The sequence below is a fragment of the Streptomyces sp. NPDC048639 genome (assembly GCF_043199075.1).
Classification (GTDB): Bacteria; Actinomycetota; Actinomycetes; order Streptomycetales; family Streptomycetaceae; genus Streptomyces.
This window is the reverse complement of the sequence record NZ_JBICVP010000015.1, coordinates 85346-103351: the sequence shown is the minus strand read 5'-3', so window position 1 is coordinate 103351 and position 18006 is coordinate 85346. Positions and strand designations below refer to the sequence as shown.

Sequence of the window (18006 nt, the reverse complement as noted above, 5' to 3'; positions counted from 1 at the left end):
CCGACCGGCTGCCGGCAGCTGCCGGCCGACGCGCTGCCCTGATCCGCCCGCGGGCCGCCGGTTGTTGGGCGTGCGGGGAAGAACCGTGTCACCAGCCGCAGACGGCGGTGATCAGTCCTTGGGCTCGGCAGGTCGCGACAGCTCGGCCGTGCTGGTCGCCTCGGCGAGCGCCGGGCCGCCGCCCTTCCGCTTCGGCCGGTAGCCGTCGTAGTCGTTCCAGCTGGGGGATCGAGTCATCAGTTGCTCCCACGTAGGCCAGATTGCCGGGGTCTCCTGGCGAACAAGTTCTCCGGGCATGGTGAACGGCGGGGCCTTGTGGGGTTTGTCGAGTGCTTGGCCGACGATCGCGTCGTAGAGCACGGGCGCGGCGTGGAGGCGGGGCAGTGTGGCATGGATGCGGTCTGCGTAGCCGGCCGGGAGCGTGTGCGGCCCCTCGGGGCCGAGGTCGAAGTCGGCGCCGGCCGTGACCAGCGATCTCCGGACGTTTGCGTATGGCGATCTCGTAGTGCAGGTGCAGGGCGATCGCATCCCATACGACCTCGATCCTCTCCGGTGACATCCCCTGGCCGGTGAGGAAGCGGGCGCCCAAGTCGGCGCCGTCCATGGCGATGTCTGATCGCCGTTGCCCTCAGGGCTGAGCCCGGCGTCGTGGAGAAGGCATCCCAGAAACAGAAGTTCGTCGTCATAGTCGCGGTCGGGTTGCAGGTCTTGCTGCTCTCCGAGGAAGCGCCCGTAGAGATAGGTGCGCAGGCTGTGATTGAAGATCGCCGGTTCCTCGATGCCCTGCACGAAGGTCATCGCGCTCAGGGCCATGTCGGTACGGGGAAAGGGCAGTTCGGCGTATGGGTCGTCCATCGCGTCAGCCTTCCTGGGTATGGCGGGTAGGAGGCCGGCTTCGTCGGGGACGGTTTCGGATCCGCCGCAGGGCGAGCAGTCCTCCGACTCCCGGGATGGCAGCGCGCCATAGGACGCCCGGCGAGGCGGCGGACGGGGCCGTCGAGGCCACCGCGATGACGACGAGGTAGGCCGTGCCGTGCAGCGGGCCGACGAGCGTCGTGATCGCCTGCGTGTGAGTGGTGAGCAGGTTGCCCAGCAGGACCGCGAAGGAGGCGGCCTCGGCGCCGGCCGCGATCCGCAACGTGCGCACGGGGAATCACGCTCCCGTGGTGGAGCCGGGGCGGACGATCATCAGGATGACGACGATCGCCCAGAGGACGTTGAAGATGCCGGTGAGCATGGTCAGCCGCGTCGCCGCGGGACGCCGCCCGTCCTGGGTGGGCGCATCCTGCGTCAACGCGAGCAGGCGCTGCTGGCCGGGCAGGACGGCCAGGGCGAGGACGGCCGCGGCGATCACGGTCAACGCGAGCGATGCGATCAGCCAGGCGTCGGTGAGGACGCCGAGCGCGGCGCCGGTGGCCAGTCCGAAGACCGGCACGGCGAGACCGGCGACAGCGTAGCCGCGGCAGATCTTGTGCAGGAGGGCGGCGATCGCGGCGGCTCGAACGTCCGGTTCCCGGCCGCCGGATGCCTGCAGCGCGTAGCGGGGGAACATCGAGGCGGCCACGGTGATCGACCCGACCGCCAGGATCGCCGCGAGGACATGTACGGACAGCAGCACCTTGGTCACTGCGGGCGCCTCCAGGTCGGGAACGCGAATGTATTGGCTGCCAATACATACACTGCCTACAGTGATTTTGGGTAGGCTGCCTACTCATGAGGGCAGACGCGGTGCGAGGGCACCTGGACGGACTCTTGCTGGCCGTGCTCGAGCCGGGACCGCTGCACGGCTACGCGATCATCGCCGCGGTCCACGACCGCAGCGGGGGTGCACTGGAGCTGCGCACGGGCACGATCTACCCGGCCTTGAACCGGCTGGAGCGGCTCGGGCTGCTGAGCAGCAGCTGGCAATCCTCCGGCGAGCGGCGACGGCGATGCTACGAGCTCACCGACTCGGGACGGCGCACCCTGGCCGGCGAGCGGACCGCGTGGAGCGAGTTCACCACGGCGATCGGCTCGGTCCTGAACCCCGCCGCACCGCCCGGGCTTGCCACATGAACGCCATCAGTCGGCAAGCCGACCCCATCGAGGACCACGTCGCGGCCCTGACAGCGGCCCTGCACGGCCCGGCCCGTGCCAAGGCCCGGATGATCGAGGAGATACGCGGCGGCCTCGCGGACACGGTTGCGGCGCACACCGCCGACGGAGTGCCCTACCAGCGCGCCGTCCGTCAAGCTGTGCGAGAGTTCGGGACCCCCGACGAGCTCGTGCCGAGCTGTCAACGGGAGTTGACCATCGCCCAGTCCCGGCACACCGCCCGGACCGTCGCTCTCACCGCCCCCTTCCTGATCGCCTGCTGGTACCTGGCCCGTACCGCCGACCACCATCGGTCCTGGGGGCTGCCGCACACGGCTCAGCTGTTGGCCGTTCATCTGGCCGGTGTCGCGACCGTCGCCGCACTGCTCGCCGCGGCGACCCTGGCAACCACCGGCACCCTCGCCCGCCGGCTGCCCACGCCGCACCGGCTGCCCCTTGCGGTCGCCTGGACCGGTACCACCACCAGCGTGGCCATGGCGGTCGCGACGCTTGCGCTCGCCACCGCCTCCGCCCTGGCCACGAACTGGCTGCTGCTCGCGTTCGCCGGCGTGTTCGCAGCCGCGTCGCACGCCGTGGTGGCAGCCTCGGCCCGCGCCTGCCGCCGATGCGCGCGCCTGCCGACCACGCATCCCACGGTCTCCCGGCTGCGGGGCTGACGCGCCCACGGACGGGTCATCGGACCCTCATGGCGCCGCGTACGGTCGACCCGCCGTGTCCGTGCGCCTGGAGGTGCGCGACGACCCGGTGTCGCGAGGAGCGTCCCGTACACACCAGTTGCACCAGTCGCCCGGGCTTCGGGTGGAGCGCCAACGTCCGGGCGGAGGACGCCCGTTGGCGCACCCGCACCCGCACCCGTCTCCGGACCTGCCGCGCCGCACCCGCGCCCGTCTCCGGACAGCCCCGCCGGATTCACCCGGTGGGCGGTCCGGCACCTCGTCGCGTCAGTCGGCGAGGCGGTCCAGGCGGGCGACGCCGATGTGCGCGTCCGCCAATGCCGTAGAAGACGTACCGCACGCCGTCGATCTCCTCGATCGCCGTCGGGAACACCACGTTGGGGACCGTGCCCGACCGCTCCTCGTCCGTCTCGGGGAGAGCATGGGCTCATCGCTGCGTGCCAGCACCCGCGTGACGTCCTCCGGGTCCAGGATCATGGCACCCGCCGAGTAGCTCAGCCGCCGCTGTTCCTTCGGGGCGTGCCCGGGGCCATCGAGCCGGCCACCCCGTGGTGGATGAGCGGCCAGCCCTCGTCGACCCTGATCGGGGCGGGGCCGGCGCCGATCTTCAGCTCTTCCCAGGGGTGTTCGGAGAGTGCCACGAGCCGGTGGTCGCGGAGCCCGGAGAGGGACGCGAGGGGGCTGCGCGCTCGCGCCGTCCGTCGTGACGCCCGGCGGTCCGTCGGTCCGCGGGTGAGGTGTCCGTCGGCTACGCCGGGACGTCCGCCGGCGACGGCGGGGTGACGGGGAGCCCCGCCGCCCGCCAGGCCTGGAAGCCGCCGTCCAGGTCCGTGGCGCGGTGGAGCCCCAACTGCCGCAGGGAGACGGCCGCGAGGCTCGACGCGTAGCCCTCGTTGCAGACCACGATCACCTTCAGATCGTGGCTCGTCGCCTCGGCGGCGCGGTGGCTGCCCTGAGGGTCGAGCCGCCACTCCAGCTCGTTGCGCTCCACGATCAGCGCGCCCGGGATGGTGCCGTCGCGCTCGCGCAGCGCCGCGTAGCGGATGTCGACCAGGAGCGCACCGGCGGTCACAGCCTCCGCGGCCTGTTCGGGACCGAGCCGGTCCAGCTCGGTGCGCTTCTCCTCCAGCAGGAGGTCGATGCTCTTCGGTGCGGGGCCCGGCGCGTCGCTCATATCCACTCCTCGGCTTCCTCGACGGCCTCCAGCCGCAGCAGCGCACCCGTACGGCTGTAGCGGCGCATCAGGGGCAGTGGCGGGTAGTACGCGTGCACCGAGACGGCGTGCTCGTCGGGGGAGAGGTTGAGCACCTGGTGGACATGGTGCGCGCCGAACGCGCGGCCGTCGCCGGCGGGCAGGCGCCGCTCGCGGTCGACGTCCTCGGCCAGTTCGAGCGTGCGCCAGCCCTCGGTGGGGAGCTGGGCGGCGAGAGACTGCTCGGTCAACTGGCCCGACGCGGTGGCGAAGGCTCCCCGCGAACCGCCGTGGTCGTGCCAGCCGGTGCCGGTTCCCGGGGGCCAGGCGATGAGCCAGGCCTCGCTGCCACCGGGCCCGGCGAGCCGCATCCAGGTGCGGCCCTCGGGGTCGAGGGGGAGCGAGGCGACCAGGTCTCCGTCGGCGACGGTGCGGCGGGCGAAGTCGAGCAGTTCGCCCGCCGTGGGACCGGAGTCGGCCTCGGGTGCGGTTGCGGCTGCGGAGACGGCGGAGACGTCGCCGGGAGCGACGGAAGGAAGGAGAGACACAGGCCCGTCCGTAGGTGATCGCGAGGGAGCGCGGAGCAGGTGGCCGCGCGAGGGTCAGCGCATCAACGGGACGGACGACACACGCAGCCCGCGTAGCGGAGGAGGTCCACATGGACCCTCCGCCAGAAGCAGGGCTGGGTGTCAATCACGTTCCGGAGTGAACCATGCACCCATCGGTTCGGTCAACTGCGCGGACACGTGGGACGAACCACAGTGCCCGACCTCCCGCAACACCCGTGGGCCCCGGTATCACCAGTGGGCCGAAGCCCTCCCCGCCGGACCGGGCTCGGATGCCTCGCTCGGTTCCCTGGCCGCGCTCTCCTCCGTGGTCGCGCTCGGCTCCGGTGCCGCGCTCCGTTCCGTGGCCTGAGGCGGCACGACGGTGCCGCCGCGCGCCGCGTCCGCGCACGCGTACAGCTCGGCCGGCCGGACGCCGGACATCGCTGCGACCAGGTGCCCGTCGGGCCGTACGAGGAGCACGGTGTGCGCCGCGGCACCCGGGTAGCCCTCGGTGACGAGCAGTTCGGCCCTGACGGGCAGTGCGGCGACGGCGGCCGCGAGCCGCGGCATCAGCCCGGCGCTCACCCAGTGACGGCGCTCCCACACGGCCGTTCCGGGGGCCACGAGCAGGACGAGCAGATCGCGGCCGAGCCGGTCCCGCAGCCGGGCCGACGAGCCGTCGGGTGTCGTGACCGTCACATCGGCGACGGGTGCACCGGGCGCTGTCGCCACGCGTGCGGCACCGTCCGGGGACTCGGGCGCGAGCGGGGAGCGCGCGTACACCGGCGCGGTGCCCAGCTCCCCGAGCCCGGCGTGCCCGTCCGTCAGCAGCGCGTCGTGCCCCCGCCCGCCTCCCGGCACCAGCGATCGCCGCACCGCCGGCCAGCTGCCGCCACCGCGCACCAGCGGCAGCGCCTGGTCGGCCGCGCGCAGCCGGGCCCCGACCGCGGCGCGGCGCTCGGACTCGTAGCTGTCGAGGAGGGCGTCGGATGCGTGCCGGTGCCAGACCAGAGCGAGCTTCCAGGCCAGGTTGTCGGCGTCGCGCAGCCCCTCGTCGAGGTCCTGCGTGCCCAGAGCGCCGAGCAGATGGGCGGCACCGCCGGCCAGGAAGGCGCGGCCCACGCGCCAGCGCTTGGCGAGGCGGTGGTGCACGGTGTGGACGCCGGTGTCCAGCAGGTCGTACGGCGGGGTGGTGCCGCACCACACGCCGAGCGTGTCCCGGATTCGCGCGACCAGGGCCTCGGGGGTGACCAGCTCGCCGCGCGGCGGCAGCAGCCAGTCCATCCGCCACAGGCCGCCCGGCAGCGGACGGGCCGTCACTTCCCCGCCGAGGGACGGGGAACGGTGGAGCACGGCCTCCCCGGGCCAGGGCAGTTCGGCGCGCAGCGCAGCAACGGCGTGCCGCTCGACGGCCGTACGTCCCGGGAAGCGGACCTCCAGCAGCTTGCGGACGGTGGAGCGCTGGCCGTCGCAGCCGATCAGGTGGCTGCCGCGCCACCATGTGCCCGCGCCCGTGCCCGGCGCGTCCGTGCCCGGCGCGCCCGTGCCCGGCCCGTCCGATTCCGCGGGGGAACCTCCGGTGGGGCGGGTGTGCGCGGTGACGCCGTGGTCGTCCTGTTCGAGGGCGTCGAGCTTGCTGTGGGTGGCGATCTGGGCCAGCCGCTCCTCGGCGAGGGCGGCGCGCAGCCGACGGGTCAGGACATGCTGCGGTACGTGCAGCGGGGACTCCGGGGGCTCCTCCGCGTCCGGTGACGCGCCCCTGGCCGGCGTGGCCGTCACGGGGCCCGGCTCGCCGAACTCCACCCGGCGGACCACCTGCCGGCGCCGCACGGTCCGCCAGGCACTCCACCCGCAGCTCTCCTCGGGCGCGGGCGCACAGCCCAGCCGCCGCAGGAAGGCGGCGGTGTCCCGGCGGAGGACGACGGTGCGCGCGGTGCGCGGCTCGTCGTGGCCGGGGCCTTCGTCGAGGACGACGACGGGCACGCCGTGGCGTGTGAGAGCCAGGGCGGTGCACAGTCCGACGGGCCCCGCCCCGACGACGATCACCGGGTCCACGGCGCAACTCCCTGAGCCGTACGGGACGTACAGAGGGTGCCAAGGGAAGCCCGGTGCGCGATCACAGAAAAAGTATGCAGCCCCTCGCGGATGCGTGCACCAAGAGACATCGGCAGCGGCGCGATGAGCGCCACTGCCGATGCCGATGAGGTGTCAGGAGACCCGTGGGACAGGTCCCCGGACGAACCGTCAGATCTTGTGGGTGGGCGGTTCCTCCGCGGACGGGCCGTCGGTGTCCAGCACGGCCGGTGTCTCGGCCGGTTCGGCGGCCGCGGCCACCGTGATGCCGGTCTTCGTACGGCGCCCGCGCTTCTCGATCCAGGTGGCGAGCGACGAGAGGGCCAGGCACATCGCGACGTAGATCGCGCCGACGACGATGACCACCGGGGTGATCGGGTTCTCGCCGTTCACGATGATGTTGTTGGCCATCGTCCGAGCCGCGTACAGCAGCTCCGCGTACGTGATGATGTAGCCGAGCGAGGTGTCCTTCAGCGTGACGACCAGCTGGCTGATGATGGTCGGCAGCATCGAGCGGACGGCCTGCGGCAGCAGCAGCATGGTCATCACCTGGGACTTGCGGAGCCCCAGCGCGTAGGCCGCCTCGACCTGCCCGCGCGGCACGGCGTTGATACCGGCCCGAAGGACCTCCGCCTGGACGCAGCCGTTGTAGACGCTGAGTCCGATGACCAGGGCCCAGAACGCGGTGTTCTCCCCGATGAAGCCGAGGTCGGACTTGTAGGAGAGGAAGACCACCCACAGGGCGTAGATCGTGATCAGCAGCGGCACGGCGCGGAAGAGCTCGATGAACCCGGTGGCCAGCCAGCTCACGGCCTTGTGGTCGGAGAGGCGGGCGACCGCGAGCAGGACGCCGAGCACCACCGACAGGACGCCCGCCGCGGCGAAGACCTGAAGGGTGGTCAGGACACCGTCGCGGATGTTGTTGCGCACACCCGCGTTGTTGAAGATGTTCCAGACCTCGGGCTCCAACTGACCCTTCTCGTGGAGCCGGAGGATCGAGAAGACGATCAGCCCCAATACCAGCAGGGAGCCGACGACGGTGTAGATGCGGTTACGGAGCCGGGCGCGGGGGCCCGGTGCGTCGTACAGGACGCTCGAACTCATCGTGCGACCTCCAGGCGCCGCTCGAGCAGCCGGAAGAGACCGCTGATGGAGAAGGTGATGACCAGGTAGGCGAGTGCGACCCAGAGGAAGATCCAGGCGATGTCGAAGCCGAGGTCGCTCAGGCGCTTCTGCACGCCGAAGAGTTCGGTGTAGCTGAACGCGCCCGCGATGGCCGAGTTCTTGGTCAGGGCGATGAAGATGCTGCTCAGCGGCGGCACGACAGTGCGCGTAGCCTGCGGCAGGACTATCAGCCGCAGCGTCTGGAAGAAGGTCATGCCGATGCTCCGGGCTGCTTCTGCCTGGCCGAGCGGCACGGTGTTGATGCCGGACCGGACGGCCTCACACACGAAGGCGGAGGTGTAGCAGCCGAGCGCCAGCAGGGCCTTGGTCCAGGGGCTGAGGCCGGGGGCGAAGATCACCGGGACGACGAACCACGCGACGAGGAACAGCAGCGTCAGCGGGGTGTTCCGGAACAGCGTGACCCAGGCGGTGCCGAAGAACCGCAGCGGCGGGACCGGTGAGACCCGGAAGCCGGCGATCACGACGCCCAGGACCATCGCGAGGAGCCCGCTGGCCAGGGTCAGCAGGATCGTGCCTATGAACCCCTCGCGGAACAAGGAGATGTGGTCGAGCAATACGTTCACGGGGATGTCCTCGTGGGCGGCAGCGGTCGAGGCAGGGGGACCCCGCCCTGCGGGCACCGGGCGGTGTCCACAGGGCGCGGCTCACTGCTGGCTCGTCAGGGAATGTCAGTAACGCTCGAGGGCCGGCGGCTCGGTGAACTCGGAGCCGGACAGGCCCAGCGTCGCGTCGTACGCCTTCTTGTAGTCACCGTTCTTGATGTGCGCCTCGATGGCGTCGCTCACCGCGTTGCGCAGGGCCTTGTCGTCCTTGGACATGCCGACGCCGTAGGGCTCCTTGGTGAACGGCTTGCCGACCACCTTGAGCTTCTCCGGACGCTGGGCCGCGAAGCCCTTGAGGATCGCGTCATCGGTGGTGACCGCGTCGACCTCGTTGTTCAGGAGCTGCTGGACGCACTCCGAGTACTTGGCCAGCTCGACGGTCTCGGCTCCGTACTTCGGCTTCTTGATCTCCGCGAGCGGGGTGGAGCCGACGATCGAGCAGACCTTCTTGCCCTTGAGGGTCTCCGGGCCCTTGATGCCCGTGTCGTCCTTGCGGACCAGGAGGTCGGCACCGGCCATGAAGTACGGGCCCGCGAAGCCGACCTGCTTCTTGCGCTCGTCGTTGATGGTGTAGGTGCCCACGTAGAGGTCGACGTCGCCCTTGGAGATGGTGGTCTCGCGGACGCCGGAGTCGACCGTCTTGAACTCGATCTGGTCGGCCGAGAAACCGAGGTCGGCGGCGACCATCTTGGCGATCTCGATGTCGAAGCCGGAGCGCTTGCCGTCGGTGTCCTCGAAGCCCAGGAACGGCTGGTCGTTCTTGGCACCGAAGACGATCTTGCCGCGCTTCTGGGCCTTCTGCAGGACCGAGGAGTCGACCTTCACGTCCTTGGCGACGGAGTACGTGGGCAGCTTGGGCTGGTCCTTGCCACCGGCCCCGCCCTTCGGCTTGTCACCGGCGGTACCGGAATCACCGCCACAGGCGGTCGCGGTCAGCGCGAGCACGGCGATCGCCGCGGCGGCGGCGGATTTGCGGAGCTTCATCGTGAACATCCTTAGTGTCGTCAGGCGTTGGCAGTCGGCGTGGGCCGTCAGTGGCGTGGGCCGTCAGTGGTGAAGGATCTTCGAGAGGAAGTCCTTGGCTCGGTCGCTGCGCGGGTTGTTGAAGAACTGGTCCGGCTTCGCCTCTTCGACGATCCGTCCGTCCGCCATGAAGACGACGCGATTCGCGGCGGAGCGCGCGAAGCCCATCTCGTGCGTGACGACGACCATGGTCATGCCGTCCCGTGCGAGCTGCTGCATGACCTCCAGCACCTCGTTGATCATCTCCGGGTCGAGCGCGGAGGTCGGCTCGTCGAAGAGCATGATCTTCGGGTCCATGGCCAGGGCGCGGGCGATCGCGACGCGCTGCTGCTGGCCACCGGAGAGCTGGGCGGGGTACTTGTCCGCCTGTGTGGCGACGCCCACCCGGTCGAGCAGGGCGCGGGCCTTCTCCTCGGCGGCCTTCTTGTCCGCGCGCCGGACCTTGATCTGGCCCAGCATCACGTTCTCCAGCACGGTCTTGTGTGCGAAGAGATTGAAGCTCTGGAAGACCATGCCGACGTCAGCGCGCAGCCGGGCGAGCTCACGGCCCTCCGCGGGCAGCGGCTTTCCGTCGATCGTGATCGCGCCGGAGTCGACGCTCTCGAGCCGGTTGATCGTGCGGCACAGTGTCGACTTGCCTGACCCGGACGGCCCGATGACCACGACGACCTCGCCGCGCGCGATGGTCAGGTCGATGTCCTGGAGCACATGCAGCGCGCCGAAGTGCTTGTTGACGTTGTTCAGGACGACCAGGGGCTCTGCAACGGCTGTGCTGTCCTTGGTCACCGATACTTCGGTCATCGGCTTAACGCTCCGTCCTCCTCGGTTGGGAGGACATTAATGAGCTGCGGCGACCCGAGTCATTACATCTGAGCGAGAATTGAGCATAACGATACGGATACCTTCCACGACACTCGGTGACCGCGCAACACCTTTCCCACGGGCCCCACTACGCCCCGTTGGTTGCCGTTTGCTTACCGGCTCCATAACGGATCGTCGCCCGCGGCAGGACAGCACTTGACGGGCCCCGCGCCGATCGGGCTGGATGCCCTGTGACCATGAAGAACCAGGACCGGCCCGACAGGAAGGAGGACGCATGAGGCTACTGCTCGTCGAGGACGACGACCACGTCGCCGCCGCGCTGTCCGCCATCCTCGCCCGGCACGGCTTCCGCATCACCCACGCCCGCAGCGGCGAGGAGGCCCTGCAGGCCCTCCTGCCGGACTCCGGGGCCCCCTTCGGCGTGGTGCTCCTGGACCTGGGGCTTCCCGACCAGGACGGCTTCGAGGTGTGCGGGCGGATCCGCAAGCGCACCAGCACCCCCGTGATCATGGTGACCGCGCGCGCCGATGTGCGCTCCCGGATACACGGGCTGAACCTGGGCGCCGACGACTACGTGGTGAAGCCGTACGACACGGGTGAGCTGCTGGCCCGTATCCACGCCGTCAGCCGCCGCACCGCGCCGGGGGACCCCGGCCCGGAGGAGCACGGCGCTCCCGACGGCGGCGGTCCTGCCGAGCCGCTGCGCCTCGGCTCCGTCCTCATCGAGCTGCCCACGCGGCAGGTCACGGTCGACGGCGGCACGGTGCAGCTCACCCGCAAGGAGTTCGACCTGCTGGCGCTGCTCGCACAGCGCCCCGGTGTCGTCTTCCGGCGTGAGCAGATCATCAGCGAGGTCTGGCGGACGAGCTGGGAGGGGACGGGCCGCACGCTGGAGGTGCACATCGCCTCGCTCCGCTCCAAGCTGCGGATGCCGGCCCTGATCGAGACGGTGCGCGGGGTCGGCTACCGTCTCGTGCCTCCGGTGACCTGAAGGATCCCCCGGCCCGGTGCGCACTCGACTTCTTCCCCTGCTCATCGTCCTGCTCGCGGGCGTGCTGCTCGCGCTGGGCTTCCCGCTGGCCGCCAGCCTGGCCGCCGCCGAACAGGAACGCGTGGTCGTCGACCGCATCGACGACATGGCCCGGTTCGCGGCCCTGGCGCAGTTCGTCACCGCTCGCCCCGAGGCCCGCGTCCCCGAGGACGAAGGCGGCCGCCTGGTCACGCTGCGCGCCGAGCTCAACCGCTACCACGACCTGTACGGCATACGGTCGGGCGTCTACTACCGCGACCGCTCCGCCATGGCCCAGGCCCCGGACGGCTGGTCGGTCCCCGGCCAGGGGGAGGGCGACGAGGCATTCCGCGAGGCGCTCGCCGGGCGCCGCAGCCACGACCCCCAGCAGGTCTGGCCCTGGCAGCGAGGCCGTCTCGCGGTCGCCTCCCCCGTCGTCCGCGACGGGGACGTGGTGGCCGTCGTCGTCACCGAGTCGCCCACCGGGCAGATGCGCTCCGCCATCCTGCACGGCTGGCTGCTCATCGGCGCGGGGGAGTCCGCGGCGATGCTCGTCGCCGTCGGCGCCGCCTTCCGCCTGACCGGCTGGGTGCTGCGGCCGGTGCGGATCCTGGACGCGGCCACGCACGACATCGCCACGGGCCGGATGAAGTCCCGGGTGGCCGCCGGGAGCGGACCGCCCGAACTGCGCCGGCTGGCGCGCTCGTTCAACGAGATGGCCGACAACGTCGAGGACGTGCTGGAGCAGCAGCGGGCGTTTGTCGCCGACGCCTCCCACCAGCTGCGCAACCCGCTCTCGGCGCTGCTGCTGCGGATCGAGCTGCTCGCCCTCGAACTCCCCGACGGCAACGAGGAGATCCGCTCGGTCCAGACCGAGGGCAAGCGCCTCGCGCATGTCCTCGACGACCTCCTCGACCTCGCGCTCGCCGAGCACGCCGCCGCCGATCTCAAGCTGACCGATGTCGCCGAGGTGGCGGAGGAGCGGGTGGGTGCTTGGCGCCCGGTCGCCGACCGGGAGCGGGTCACCCTCACCTACGAAGGACCCGCGGGCGCCACCGCCTGGGCGGACCCGGTGGCCCTCTCCAGCGCGCTGGACGCCGTTGTCGACAACGCACTGAAGTTCACGCCGGAGGGGGAAGCGGTCCGCGTCGGCGTGGAGCACGACGGCGACACCGTACGGATCGCGGTCGCGGACGGCGGGCCGGGTCTCACCGAGGAGGAACTGGCGCGCGTCGGCGACCGTTTCTGGCGCAGCGGCCGCCACCAGAACGTCTCCGGCTCGGGGCTGGGTCTGTCCATCACCAGGGCGCTGCTGGCCGCGGGCGGTGCGTCGATCGCGTACGCCGGCAACGAGCCGAAGGGGCTGCGCGTGACGATCACGGTGCCGCGCACGCCGCGGAGCTGACTTGCTCGGCCCCGGCGGCCCCTCGGCGTCACGCCTTCGGTGAATGGGCCTCAGTGAGGATCCCGAGGATCCCGAGGATGTTCCTCGCGATGTCCGGCGTGGGGTCCCCGCCCGGGTAGCAGGACGGACTGCTGTCCGGCTTCGTGGCGCACCGCCGCTCCTCCCGGCCGATGCGCTCGTCGCCCGCCTTGAGGGTGAGCGTGGCCGTCTGCTGCGGGTTCTCGGGATCCACCGGCCCGGCCGACGACGTCGATCCCCGGAAGCGGGTGCCGAACGTGCCTCTGACGGGCTTCTGCATACGCCGGGGCGAGAGGACGTTGAGCTCTGCGGTGAGGCGGGTCGCCGTAGGGCAGACGACGTCCCAGGTCGCGGTGGCCGTCGACGTCCCCGCCGCGCGGTCGACGGTGATCTCGACGTGCTGTGTCCGCACGACGCAGTCCGCGGCGGCGGAGGCGGGTACGGCAACGGAGGGCGCGGGGGCGGCAATGGCCGGCGTCGCGGTCAGGAATCCGCCGGTGAGAGCGGCGAGGAGGGCGGCACGGGCAGGACGAGATCGCATCTGGTCTCCCGGTGAATCAGGGCCGGTCGGTGGGGTCGCATGATCCGCATTGGTGTGGATCATCCTGCCCCGCGGGGTCCGGGCCGTTCGCCGCGTTCGGCCGCATGGCGTACCGGGCATACCGGCGTACCCCCGCCCCCGCCCCCGGCGCAGGCCGTCCGCGATCCGTCCCCGCACGGGTGCCTCGGCCCGGCCCGGGGCTCTCAGCGCGGGATGCAGCCCTGGACGCCGCCCTCGGCCCCCCGCTCGAACGCCCCGATGCGCTCCGTGGCATTCCCGTGGTCCGTCGCCTTCGTCCAGGGGGTGTCGTCGGCGAGCGCCGACAGCGCCTGGGTGAGTTCCTCCGTGTCACCGCTCTCGAACCGGAGCCCGCCGTCCTCGGCGGCGCCGAAAAGCACCGCCCCGGCCAGGCAGTCGGCCTGGAGCTCGAGCTCCTGGGCGACGAGATCGCTGTTGATCCGGTTCTGGATCGCGTGCCCCCACTCGTGGGCGATGACCAGATAGACCCAGGCGTCCCCGGCGCGGTGACCGGCGTTCATCAGGTCGACGTCCCAGGCGAGGAAGTCGGCGGCTGTGCAGTAGACGGCGTTGTCGTCGGCCAGCGGCTCACCGGCGCAGGCGGGGACGCGGGCGGCCTCCCCGTCGTAACCGCGGAGGATCTTCGGGGGCCGGTACGTCCCGGTGAACTGGTCGTCCCAGTGATCCGACCAGTAGCGGTTGACGACCGTCACCGCCGCGTCGATGTCCTCCTCGACGGGCTCCTGCGCGCTGGCGGACGGGGAGAAGGCGGAGGGGGCCGGCGAGGGTGGAGCGGTGCTCGACGCCTCCGGCGGGCCGCTCGTGGGACCGCCCGGCGCCGTGCCCTCGGCGGCCCCGCATGCCGCGGTCGCCACGCCCAGCACCACGGCGAGAAGCAGCCCCGCGGTGCGCCTCGCCGCCGGAAATCGAGTGTGCCACGGAGCGGCCATGCGGGCCTCAGTCCCTCCGGTGCGTGCAGAGCGGCTGTTCCCACGGAACCTCTGCCGGCAGTCGCCCGCAACTCCCGCTGCATCGCCGCCCTCGCGGTGCCGGCCGGGGCCTTCACCACTGGAGGGCGAGCGACGCCGGGGCGGAGACGGCGTACGACCCGCCCACCGCCCGCACCTCCAGACGGGTCTCCGCCTCCGCACCCGTCCGGCGCAGCGCCGGGACGTAGGAGGCGGGGGAGCACGTGCCGCCCAGGAAGCGCCGCCCGCCGCCCGGCAGGAGCTGGTGCACCTCGTAGTGGCGCACCGGGGCGCCCTCGCCCGGAGTTCGCCACGCGATCCGCAGCTCGGCCTCGTCCGCGGAGACGAGACGGGCGGCGGTGATCCGGGCGGCGGCCGGAGCGGCCGGGGCCGGAGCAGCGCCGACCGTGAGTGCGCCGAGCCGCCAGCGGGCGGATCCGCCGGGCGCGGTGAGCCGGACTCCGAGGGCGTACACGGTGCGCCCGCCGCTCCCCTCCAGCACTGCTGTCGACGTGGTCCAGCCGCCCCCGCCCTCCGCGGTCCCGGCGGGCAGATAGGCATACGTCACGGGTGCGCCCGGCGAGTGCGGCTCCTCGGAGGCGACAGCCACCTCGACGGTGACCGGAGGGGTACCGGGCTCGGCGCGGTGGACGATCCCTACGGTCCTCGCCTCCGAGCCGAGCTCCAGCCGCGTCCGGAACAGCTCCAGGGTGGTGGGGGAAGCTAGTTCGCCCTCGACGAGCACGCTGCTGCCGCCGCGCCAGGCAGCGTCGAAGTCGAAGCCCACGCGCGGCCTGGGGCCCGTGGTGGCGACCGCCCAGCGGCGGCCGGGCAGCGGGTCCTGGAGTCCCAGATGGTTCCACTCGGTGTCCGCGGTCCGCTCGCCGCCCTCGTACCAGGCCGTGCCGTGCCCGGTATTGAAGGTGGTGGCGAAGGGCAGGGCGGTGACCGGCGTCCGGTCGGCGACATGGCGGGCGGCCGGATGCCAGTTCCCCGGTCCCACGGGGGCGGAGGGGTCGGTCCTCTCCCCGCCCCAGAACTGGTCGTCCCGCGCGTGGAATTGGGCCGGAGTGCGCTTCTCGGGAAGTGAGTGCAGCGTCCACTCGGGGCGGTAGAGGCCGTACGAGACGACATGGTCGCGGCCCGCGGGCACGAACGCCTCCCAGTCGACGCTCGTGGCCCAGCCGTTCGCCTCGACGTCGACACCCGCCCACAGCTCGTAGGGCGAGCGGCCCAACCGGCGGGCGTAGGCGGCGGAGGAGGGCAACCGGGAGGCGTCCGCGCGCCACCGGAAGTCGAGGAACATCGTGTCGGCGAGCCTGGCTCCGCCGCGCTGGAAGAACCTCGCGTTCTTGTCGTTGAGTGCGCCCTGCCAGCCCACGCTGCCGTCCGCGTTGAAGGCGTCGTACCAGGTGATGCGGAGCTCCGGCGCCCCGGTGCGCAGCGCATGGACGAAGTCCGCGAAGCGCCGGGCGAGTTCGCGGTCCCCTCCCGCGTCCGTCTCGCCGTTGAGGAACCAGCCGTCGAAGCCGTACGTCCGCGCGACCTCGATGAGCCTGGCCGCCAGTGGGAAGCCCCCGGTGGCGTCCTGCTGGACCAGCTCGCGTGTCCATCTCAGGTCGCCGCCGAAGGCCGCCGGTGGGAGGAAGACGTTGCCGAGGACGGGCACGCCGTTGCGGTGGGCGGCGTCCACGACCGGCGCGTTGGGGGCGAGGATGATGCCCTCCCCACTGGATCCGCCCCAGAAGACCAGCTCTTCCAAGTACGCCCACTGGGTCAGCGCGTAGAAGTCCGCCTTCGGCGCGCCCTGCGAGGGGTTGGCGGCGGTGGGCGCGAAGGAGACGAGCGCGGAGACCCCCGCCTGACCGGTGCGCGCCGTGGCGGTGGCCGGGACCGGGGTGAAGCGCTCGGCGAGGGGCACGGTCGAGACGTTGTACGGCAGGTCCTCGTCGTCCTCGGGACGCCACTGCTTCAGACTCCGCCACACCGCCCCCGGGTCGGGCTCCTGCCCTTCGGGGAAGCTGTCGGGGAACCAGTACGAGGCGTACGGCTGAAGGGACTCGGCGGCCTCGGGGCGGGTGCGTCGGAGGGCACGGGCGGGTGCGGGGGCGAGCAGCGCAACGGCTGCTCCGGTGGCGGCGCCGGCGATGAGGCGGCGGCGGGAGACGTGCTGGCGGGGACCGGTCACGGAAGGCTCCTTGTCATCCGGTGACGTCGTGGCACGGCCGGACCGGGGGCGGTCCGGGCTTGAAGCGGGGGCCTGTTACGGGGTTCGCGGGTCGTCTCACGGGTTCGCGGGTCGGCCTGTGTACGGGCTTGGCGGGGCGGTCCGGCTCAGGGTGCGCCGGGGGCGGTCCGGTTCACGGTTCGCGGGTCGGTCCGCTGCGGACGGCGGCGGGGGTGGGTCGGGTCGGGTCAGGACTGGCGGGCCGGCGCGGTGCTCTCCCGGGGCGCAAGCCGCGGGACCGGCTCCTGGACGCGGCGCGCCGGCTCGCCCGCGAGAAGGGAGACGAGCTCCTGTGCGGCACGCCGGCCGAACCCGGCCGTATCGCGCACCAGCGCCGTCAGCCGCGGATGCATCGTGCGGCACAGCACCGAGTCGTCCCAGGCGACGACGGAGAGATCGCGCGGTACCGACAGTCCGCGCTCGGCCGCGACGGCCGCGCCCGCGACGGCCATCACGTCGTTGTCGTAGACGATCGCGGTGGGCGGGGTGCCGGAGGCCAGGACGCGCCGCGTCGCTTCCGCCCCCTCCGCGTCGGAGTAGTCGGTGGTCACGGAGAAGACATCAGCCAGGCCCCGGCGTTCGGCCTCCGTGCGCAGCGAGAGAATGCGCCGCTCGGTGTGCGCGAGGCCGCCCATGCCCGCGATGTGCACGATCCGGCGGTGGCCCAGGGCGTCCAGGTGCTCGACGATCGACGCCATCGCCGCCGCGTCGTCCGCCAGGACATTGGAGATGCCGGGGGCGGCCCCGGCCGCGGTCCCCGGCCCCACCTCCATGCCGCCGACGACCACGGCGGGCAGGCCGAGGGATTCCAGGAGTGCGGGGCGCGGGTCGTCGATACGCGGGTCGACGACGATCAGCCCGTCCACCCGGTGCGCCGCCCACCATCGCCGGTAGACCGTGCACTCGGCCTGGACATCGTCCACCACCTGGAAGAGCAGGCCCAGTTGATGGGGGGACAGCACTTCCTGGATGCCCGAGACGAGCTGGAGGAAGAACGACTCCACCTCGAGCGTGCTGGCAGGGCGGGCCAGCACCAGGCCGACCGTGGCGGATCCCTCGCCGGAGAGGGCGCGGGCGGCGGTACTGGCCTGCCAGCCGAGCTGTTCGGCCACGCGGCGCACCCGCTCGCGCGTGGCCTCGGAGACCCCCGGCCGGTCGTTCATGGCGAAGGAGACGGCGCTCTCCGAGACGCCGGCACGGCGCGCGATGTCCTTGATCGTGGGGCGGCGGGCGCGGGTGCGGGCGCGCTGGGGTGTTGCCTCGCCTGCCGCCGGCTCAGCGGTGTGAGGGCTGGCGGCCGGCCGCTGGTTCGCTTCCACCGGTCTCCTCTCCCGCGGTCGCACCGGATGCATGATCCCGCCGGGGGTGCGGGCGGTCCTGCACCTACGAGTGTGCTTGCACTAATGCGCTTCAGTAGCCGGACTCTAAAGCGCATTAGTCATTCGCGGCAAGACTGCTGCACAGTGAATTTCTGCCGCCCCTGACCTGCGAGTTTCATGATTTTTGGAAGCTATCGCGAACCATCCATTGACATGTATCGGAAGAGCGGTGCAGTTTGTCGTCCCGTATTCGCCTCTGGTTCGAGCCGTCCGAGCATTCCGCAGCGA

General features: G+C 71.8%; 20 protein-coding genes. 4 read left to right on the top strand and 16 right to left on the bottom strand.

Annotated features, from left to right (window positions below; genetic code table 11):
* Nucleotides 1-111: 111 nt before the first annotated feature.
* Genes ACGFNH_RS31455 through ACGFNH_RS31445 form a run of 3 tightly spaced genes read right to left on the bottom strand, consistent with a single transcriptional unit; the run spans nt 112 to nt 1627 of the window.
* Nucleotides 112-855, bottom strand: coding sequence for a damage-inducible protein (locus tag ACGFNH_RS31455; protein WP_393659594.1), 744 nt, complete (start codon nt 853-855; stop codon nt 112-114).
* Between the two features lie 4 nt (nt 856-859).
* The gene (locus ACGFNH_RS31450; RefSeq protein WP_393659592.1) at nt 860-1147 is read right to left on the bottom strand and encodes a hypothetical protein; all 288 of its coding nucleotides are present in this window, start codon (nt 1145-1147) and stop codon (nt 860-862) included.
* A gap of 6 nt (nt 1148-1153) precedes the next feature.
* On the bottom strand, nt 1154-1627 hold the full coding sequence (locus ACGFNH_RS31445) for a DUF2269 family protein (protein WP_393659590.1): 474 nt from the start codon (nt 1625-1627) through the stop codon (nt 1154-1156).
* 86 nt (nt 1628-1713) lie between these two features.
* Here ACGFNH_RS31445 and ACGFNH_RS31440 point away from each other — a divergent pair, with 86 nt between their 5' ends.
* Nucleotides 1714-2055 (top strand): PadR family transcriptional regulator, encoded by a 342-nt coding sequence (locus ACGFNH_RS31440; protein WP_393659588.1) that lies wholly within the window; start codon nt 1714-1716, stop codon nt 2053-2055.
* Nucleotides 2052-2750, top strand: coding sequence for a permease prefix domain 1-containing protein (locus tag ACGFNH_RS31435; protein ID WP_393659586.1), 699 nt, complete (start codon nt 2052-2054; stop codon nt 2748-2750). Before ACGFNH_RS31440 ends, ACGFNH_RS31435 begins: the two co-directional genes overlap by 4 nt.
* 512 nt (nt 2751-3262) lie before the next feature.
* Here the strand turns inward: ACGFNH_RS31435 and ACGFNH_RS31430 are convergent.
* The 9 genes from ACGFNH_RS31430 to ACGFNH_RS31390 form a co-directional block, all read right to left on the bottom strand.
* Nucleotides 3263-3409, bottom strand: coding sequence for a hypothetical protein (locus ACGFNH_RS31430; protein ID WP_393659584.1), 147 nt, complete (start codon nt 3407-3409; stop codon nt 3263-3265).
* Between the two features lie 107 nt (nt 3410-3516).
* Nucleotides 3517-3942 (bottom strand): rhodanese-like domain-containing protein, encoded by a 426-nt coding sequence (locus ACGFNH_RS31425; protein ID WP_393659582.1) that lies wholly within the window; start codon nt 3940-3942, stop codon nt 3517-3519.
* Nucleotides 3939-4508 (bottom strand): cysteine dioxygenase, encoded by a 570-nt coding sequence (locus ACGFNH_RS31420; RefSeq protein WP_393659580.1) that lies wholly within the window; start codon nt 4506-4508, stop codon nt 3939-3941. Before ACGFNH_RS31420 ends, ACGFNH_RS31425 begins: the two co-directional genes overlap by 4 nt.
* Nucleotides 4509-4570: 62 nt before the next feature.
* On the bottom strand, nt 4571-4618 hold the full coding sequence (locus ACGFNH_RS31415) for a hypothetical protein (protein WP_385340336.1): 48 nt from the start codon (nt 4616-4618) through the stop codon (nt 4571-4573).
* Between the two features lie 139 nt (nt 4619-4757).
* Entirely contained in the window at nt 4758-6563 is a 1806-nt protein-coding gene (locus ACGFNH_RS31410) for an FAD-dependent monooxygenase (RefSeq protein ID WP_393659578.1), read from the bottom strand.
* Between the two features lie 189 nt (nt 6564-6752).
* Nucleotides 6753-7685 (bottom strand): amino acid ABC transporter permease, encoded by a 933-nt coding sequence (locus ACGFNH_RS31405; RefSeq protein WP_393659576.1) that lies wholly within the window; start codon nt 7683-7685, stop codon nt 6753-6755.
* Nucleotides 7682-8329, bottom strand: a complete 648-nt coding sequence (locus ACGFNH_RS31400) for an amino acid ABC transporter permease (protein ID WP_360861742.1) — start codon at nt 8327-8329, stop codon at nt 7682-7684. The genes ACGFNH_RS31405 and ACGFNH_RS31400 overlap by 4 nt, the downstream gene beginning before the upstream one ends.
* A gap of 105 nt (nt 8330-8434) precedes the next feature.
* Complete coding sequence (locus tag ACGFNH_RS31395) at nt 8435-9352, bottom strand: glutamate ABC transporter substrate-binding protein (RefSeq protein ID WP_393659573.1); 918 nt, start codon at nt 9350-9352, stop codon at nt 8435-8437.
* 63 nt (nt 9353-9415) lie between these two features.
* Complete coding sequence (locus ACGFNH_RS31390; RefSeq protein ID WP_393659571.1) at nt 9416-10192, bottom strand: amino acid ABC transporter ATP-binding protein; 777 nt, start codon at nt 10190-10192, stop codon at nt 9416-9418.
* Between the two features lie 295 nt (nt 10193-10487).
* Between ACGFNH_RS31390 and ACGFNH_RS31385 the strand changes: the two genes are divergently transcribed.
* Both ACGFNH_RS31385 and ACGFNH_RS31380 read left to right on the top strand, forming a co-directional pair.
* Entirely contained in the window at nt 10488-11204 is a 717-nt protein-coding gene (locus ACGFNH_RS31385) for a response regulator transcription factor (RefSeq protein WP_393659570.1), read from the top strand.
* 16 nt (nt 11205-11220) lie between these two features.
* Nucleotides 11221-12627: a sensor histidine kinase gene (locus tag ACGFNH_RS31380; protein WP_393659568.1), complete on the top strand. Its 1407-nt coding sequence runs from the start codon at nt 11221-11223 to the stop codon at nt 12625-12627.
* A gap of 28 nt (nt 12628-12655) precedes the next feature.
* Here ACGFNH_RS31380 and ACGFNH_RS31375 read toward each other — a convergent pair whose 3' ends face one another.
* The 4 genes from ACGFNH_RS31375 to ACGFNH_RS31360 form a co-directional block, all read right to left on the bottom strand.
* Nucleotides 12656-13186, bottom strand: coding sequence for a hypothetical protein (locus ACGFNH_RS31375; protein WP_393659566.1), 531 nt, complete (start codon nt 13184-13186; stop codon nt 12656-12658).
* A gap of 203 nt (nt 13187-13389) precedes the next feature.
* Complete coding sequence (locus ACGFNH_RS31370) at nt 13390-14154, bottom strand: neutral zinc metallopeptidase (protein WP_393659564.1); 765 nt, start codon at nt 14152-14154, stop codon at nt 13390-13392.
* 112 nt (nt 14155-14266) lie between these two features.
* Nucleotides 14267-16360, bottom strand: a complete 2094-nt coding sequence (locus ACGFNH_RS31365; RefSeq protein WP_393659563.1) for an endo-beta-N-acetylglucosaminidase — start codon at nt 16358-16360, stop codon at nt 14267-14269.
* A 227-nt stretch (nt 16361-16587) separates the two neighbouring features.
* Nucleotides 16588-17718: a LacI family DNA-binding transcriptional regulator gene (locus ACGFNH_RS31360; RefSeq protein ID WP_393659561.1), complete on the bottom strand. Its 1131-nt coding sequence runs from the start codon at nt 17716-17718 to the stop codon at nt 16588-16590.
* Nucleotides 17719-18006 lie beyond the last annotated feature (288 nt).

Excerpts from the sequence above, each read along its gene's own strand:
- ACGFNH_RS31385 (WP_393659570.1), top strand. The coding sequence starts at position 10,488 with ATGAGGCTACTGCTCGTCGAGGACGACGACCACGTCGCCGCCGCGCTG.
- ACGFNH_RS31390 (WP_393659571.1), bottom strand. The coding sequence starts at position 10,192 with ATGACCGAAGTATCGGTGACCAAGGACAGCACAGCCGTTGCAGAGCCC.
- ACGFNH_RS31395 (WP_393659573.1), bottom strand. The coding sequence starts at position 9,352 with ATGAAGCTCCGCAAATCCGCCGCCGCCGCGGCGATCGCCGTGCTCGCG.
- ACGFNH_RS31370 (WP_393659564.1), bottom strand. The coding sequence starts at position 14,154 with ATGGCCGCTCCGTGGCACACTCGATTTCCGGCGGCGAGGCGCACCGCG.
- ACGFNH_RS31375 (WP_393659566.1), bottom strand. The coding sequence starts at position 13,186 with ATGCGATCTCGTCCTGCCCGTGCCGCCCTCCTCGCCGCTCTCACCGGC.
- ACGFNH_RS31435 (WP_393659586.1), top strand. The coding sequence starts at position 2,052 with ATGAACGCCATCAGTCGGCAAGCCGACCCCATCGAGGACCACGTCGCG.
- ACGFNH_RS31425 (WP_393659582.1), bottom strand. The coding sequence starts at position 3,942 with ATGAGCGACGCGCCGGGCCCCGCACCGAAGAGCATCGACCTCCTGCTG.
- ACGFNH_RS31455 (WP_393659594.1), bottom strand. The coding sequence starts at position 855 with ATGGACGACCCATACGCCGAACTGCCCTTTCCCCGTACCGACATGGCC.
- ACGFNH_RS31405 (WP_393659576.1), bottom strand. The coding sequence starts at position 7,685 with ATGAGTTCGAGCGTCCTGTACGACGCACCGGGCCCCCGCGCCCGGCTC.
- ACGFNH_RS31440 (WP_393659588.1), top strand. The coding sequence starts at position 1,714 with ATGAGGGCAGACGCGGTGCGAGGGCACCTGGACGGACTCTTGCTGGCC.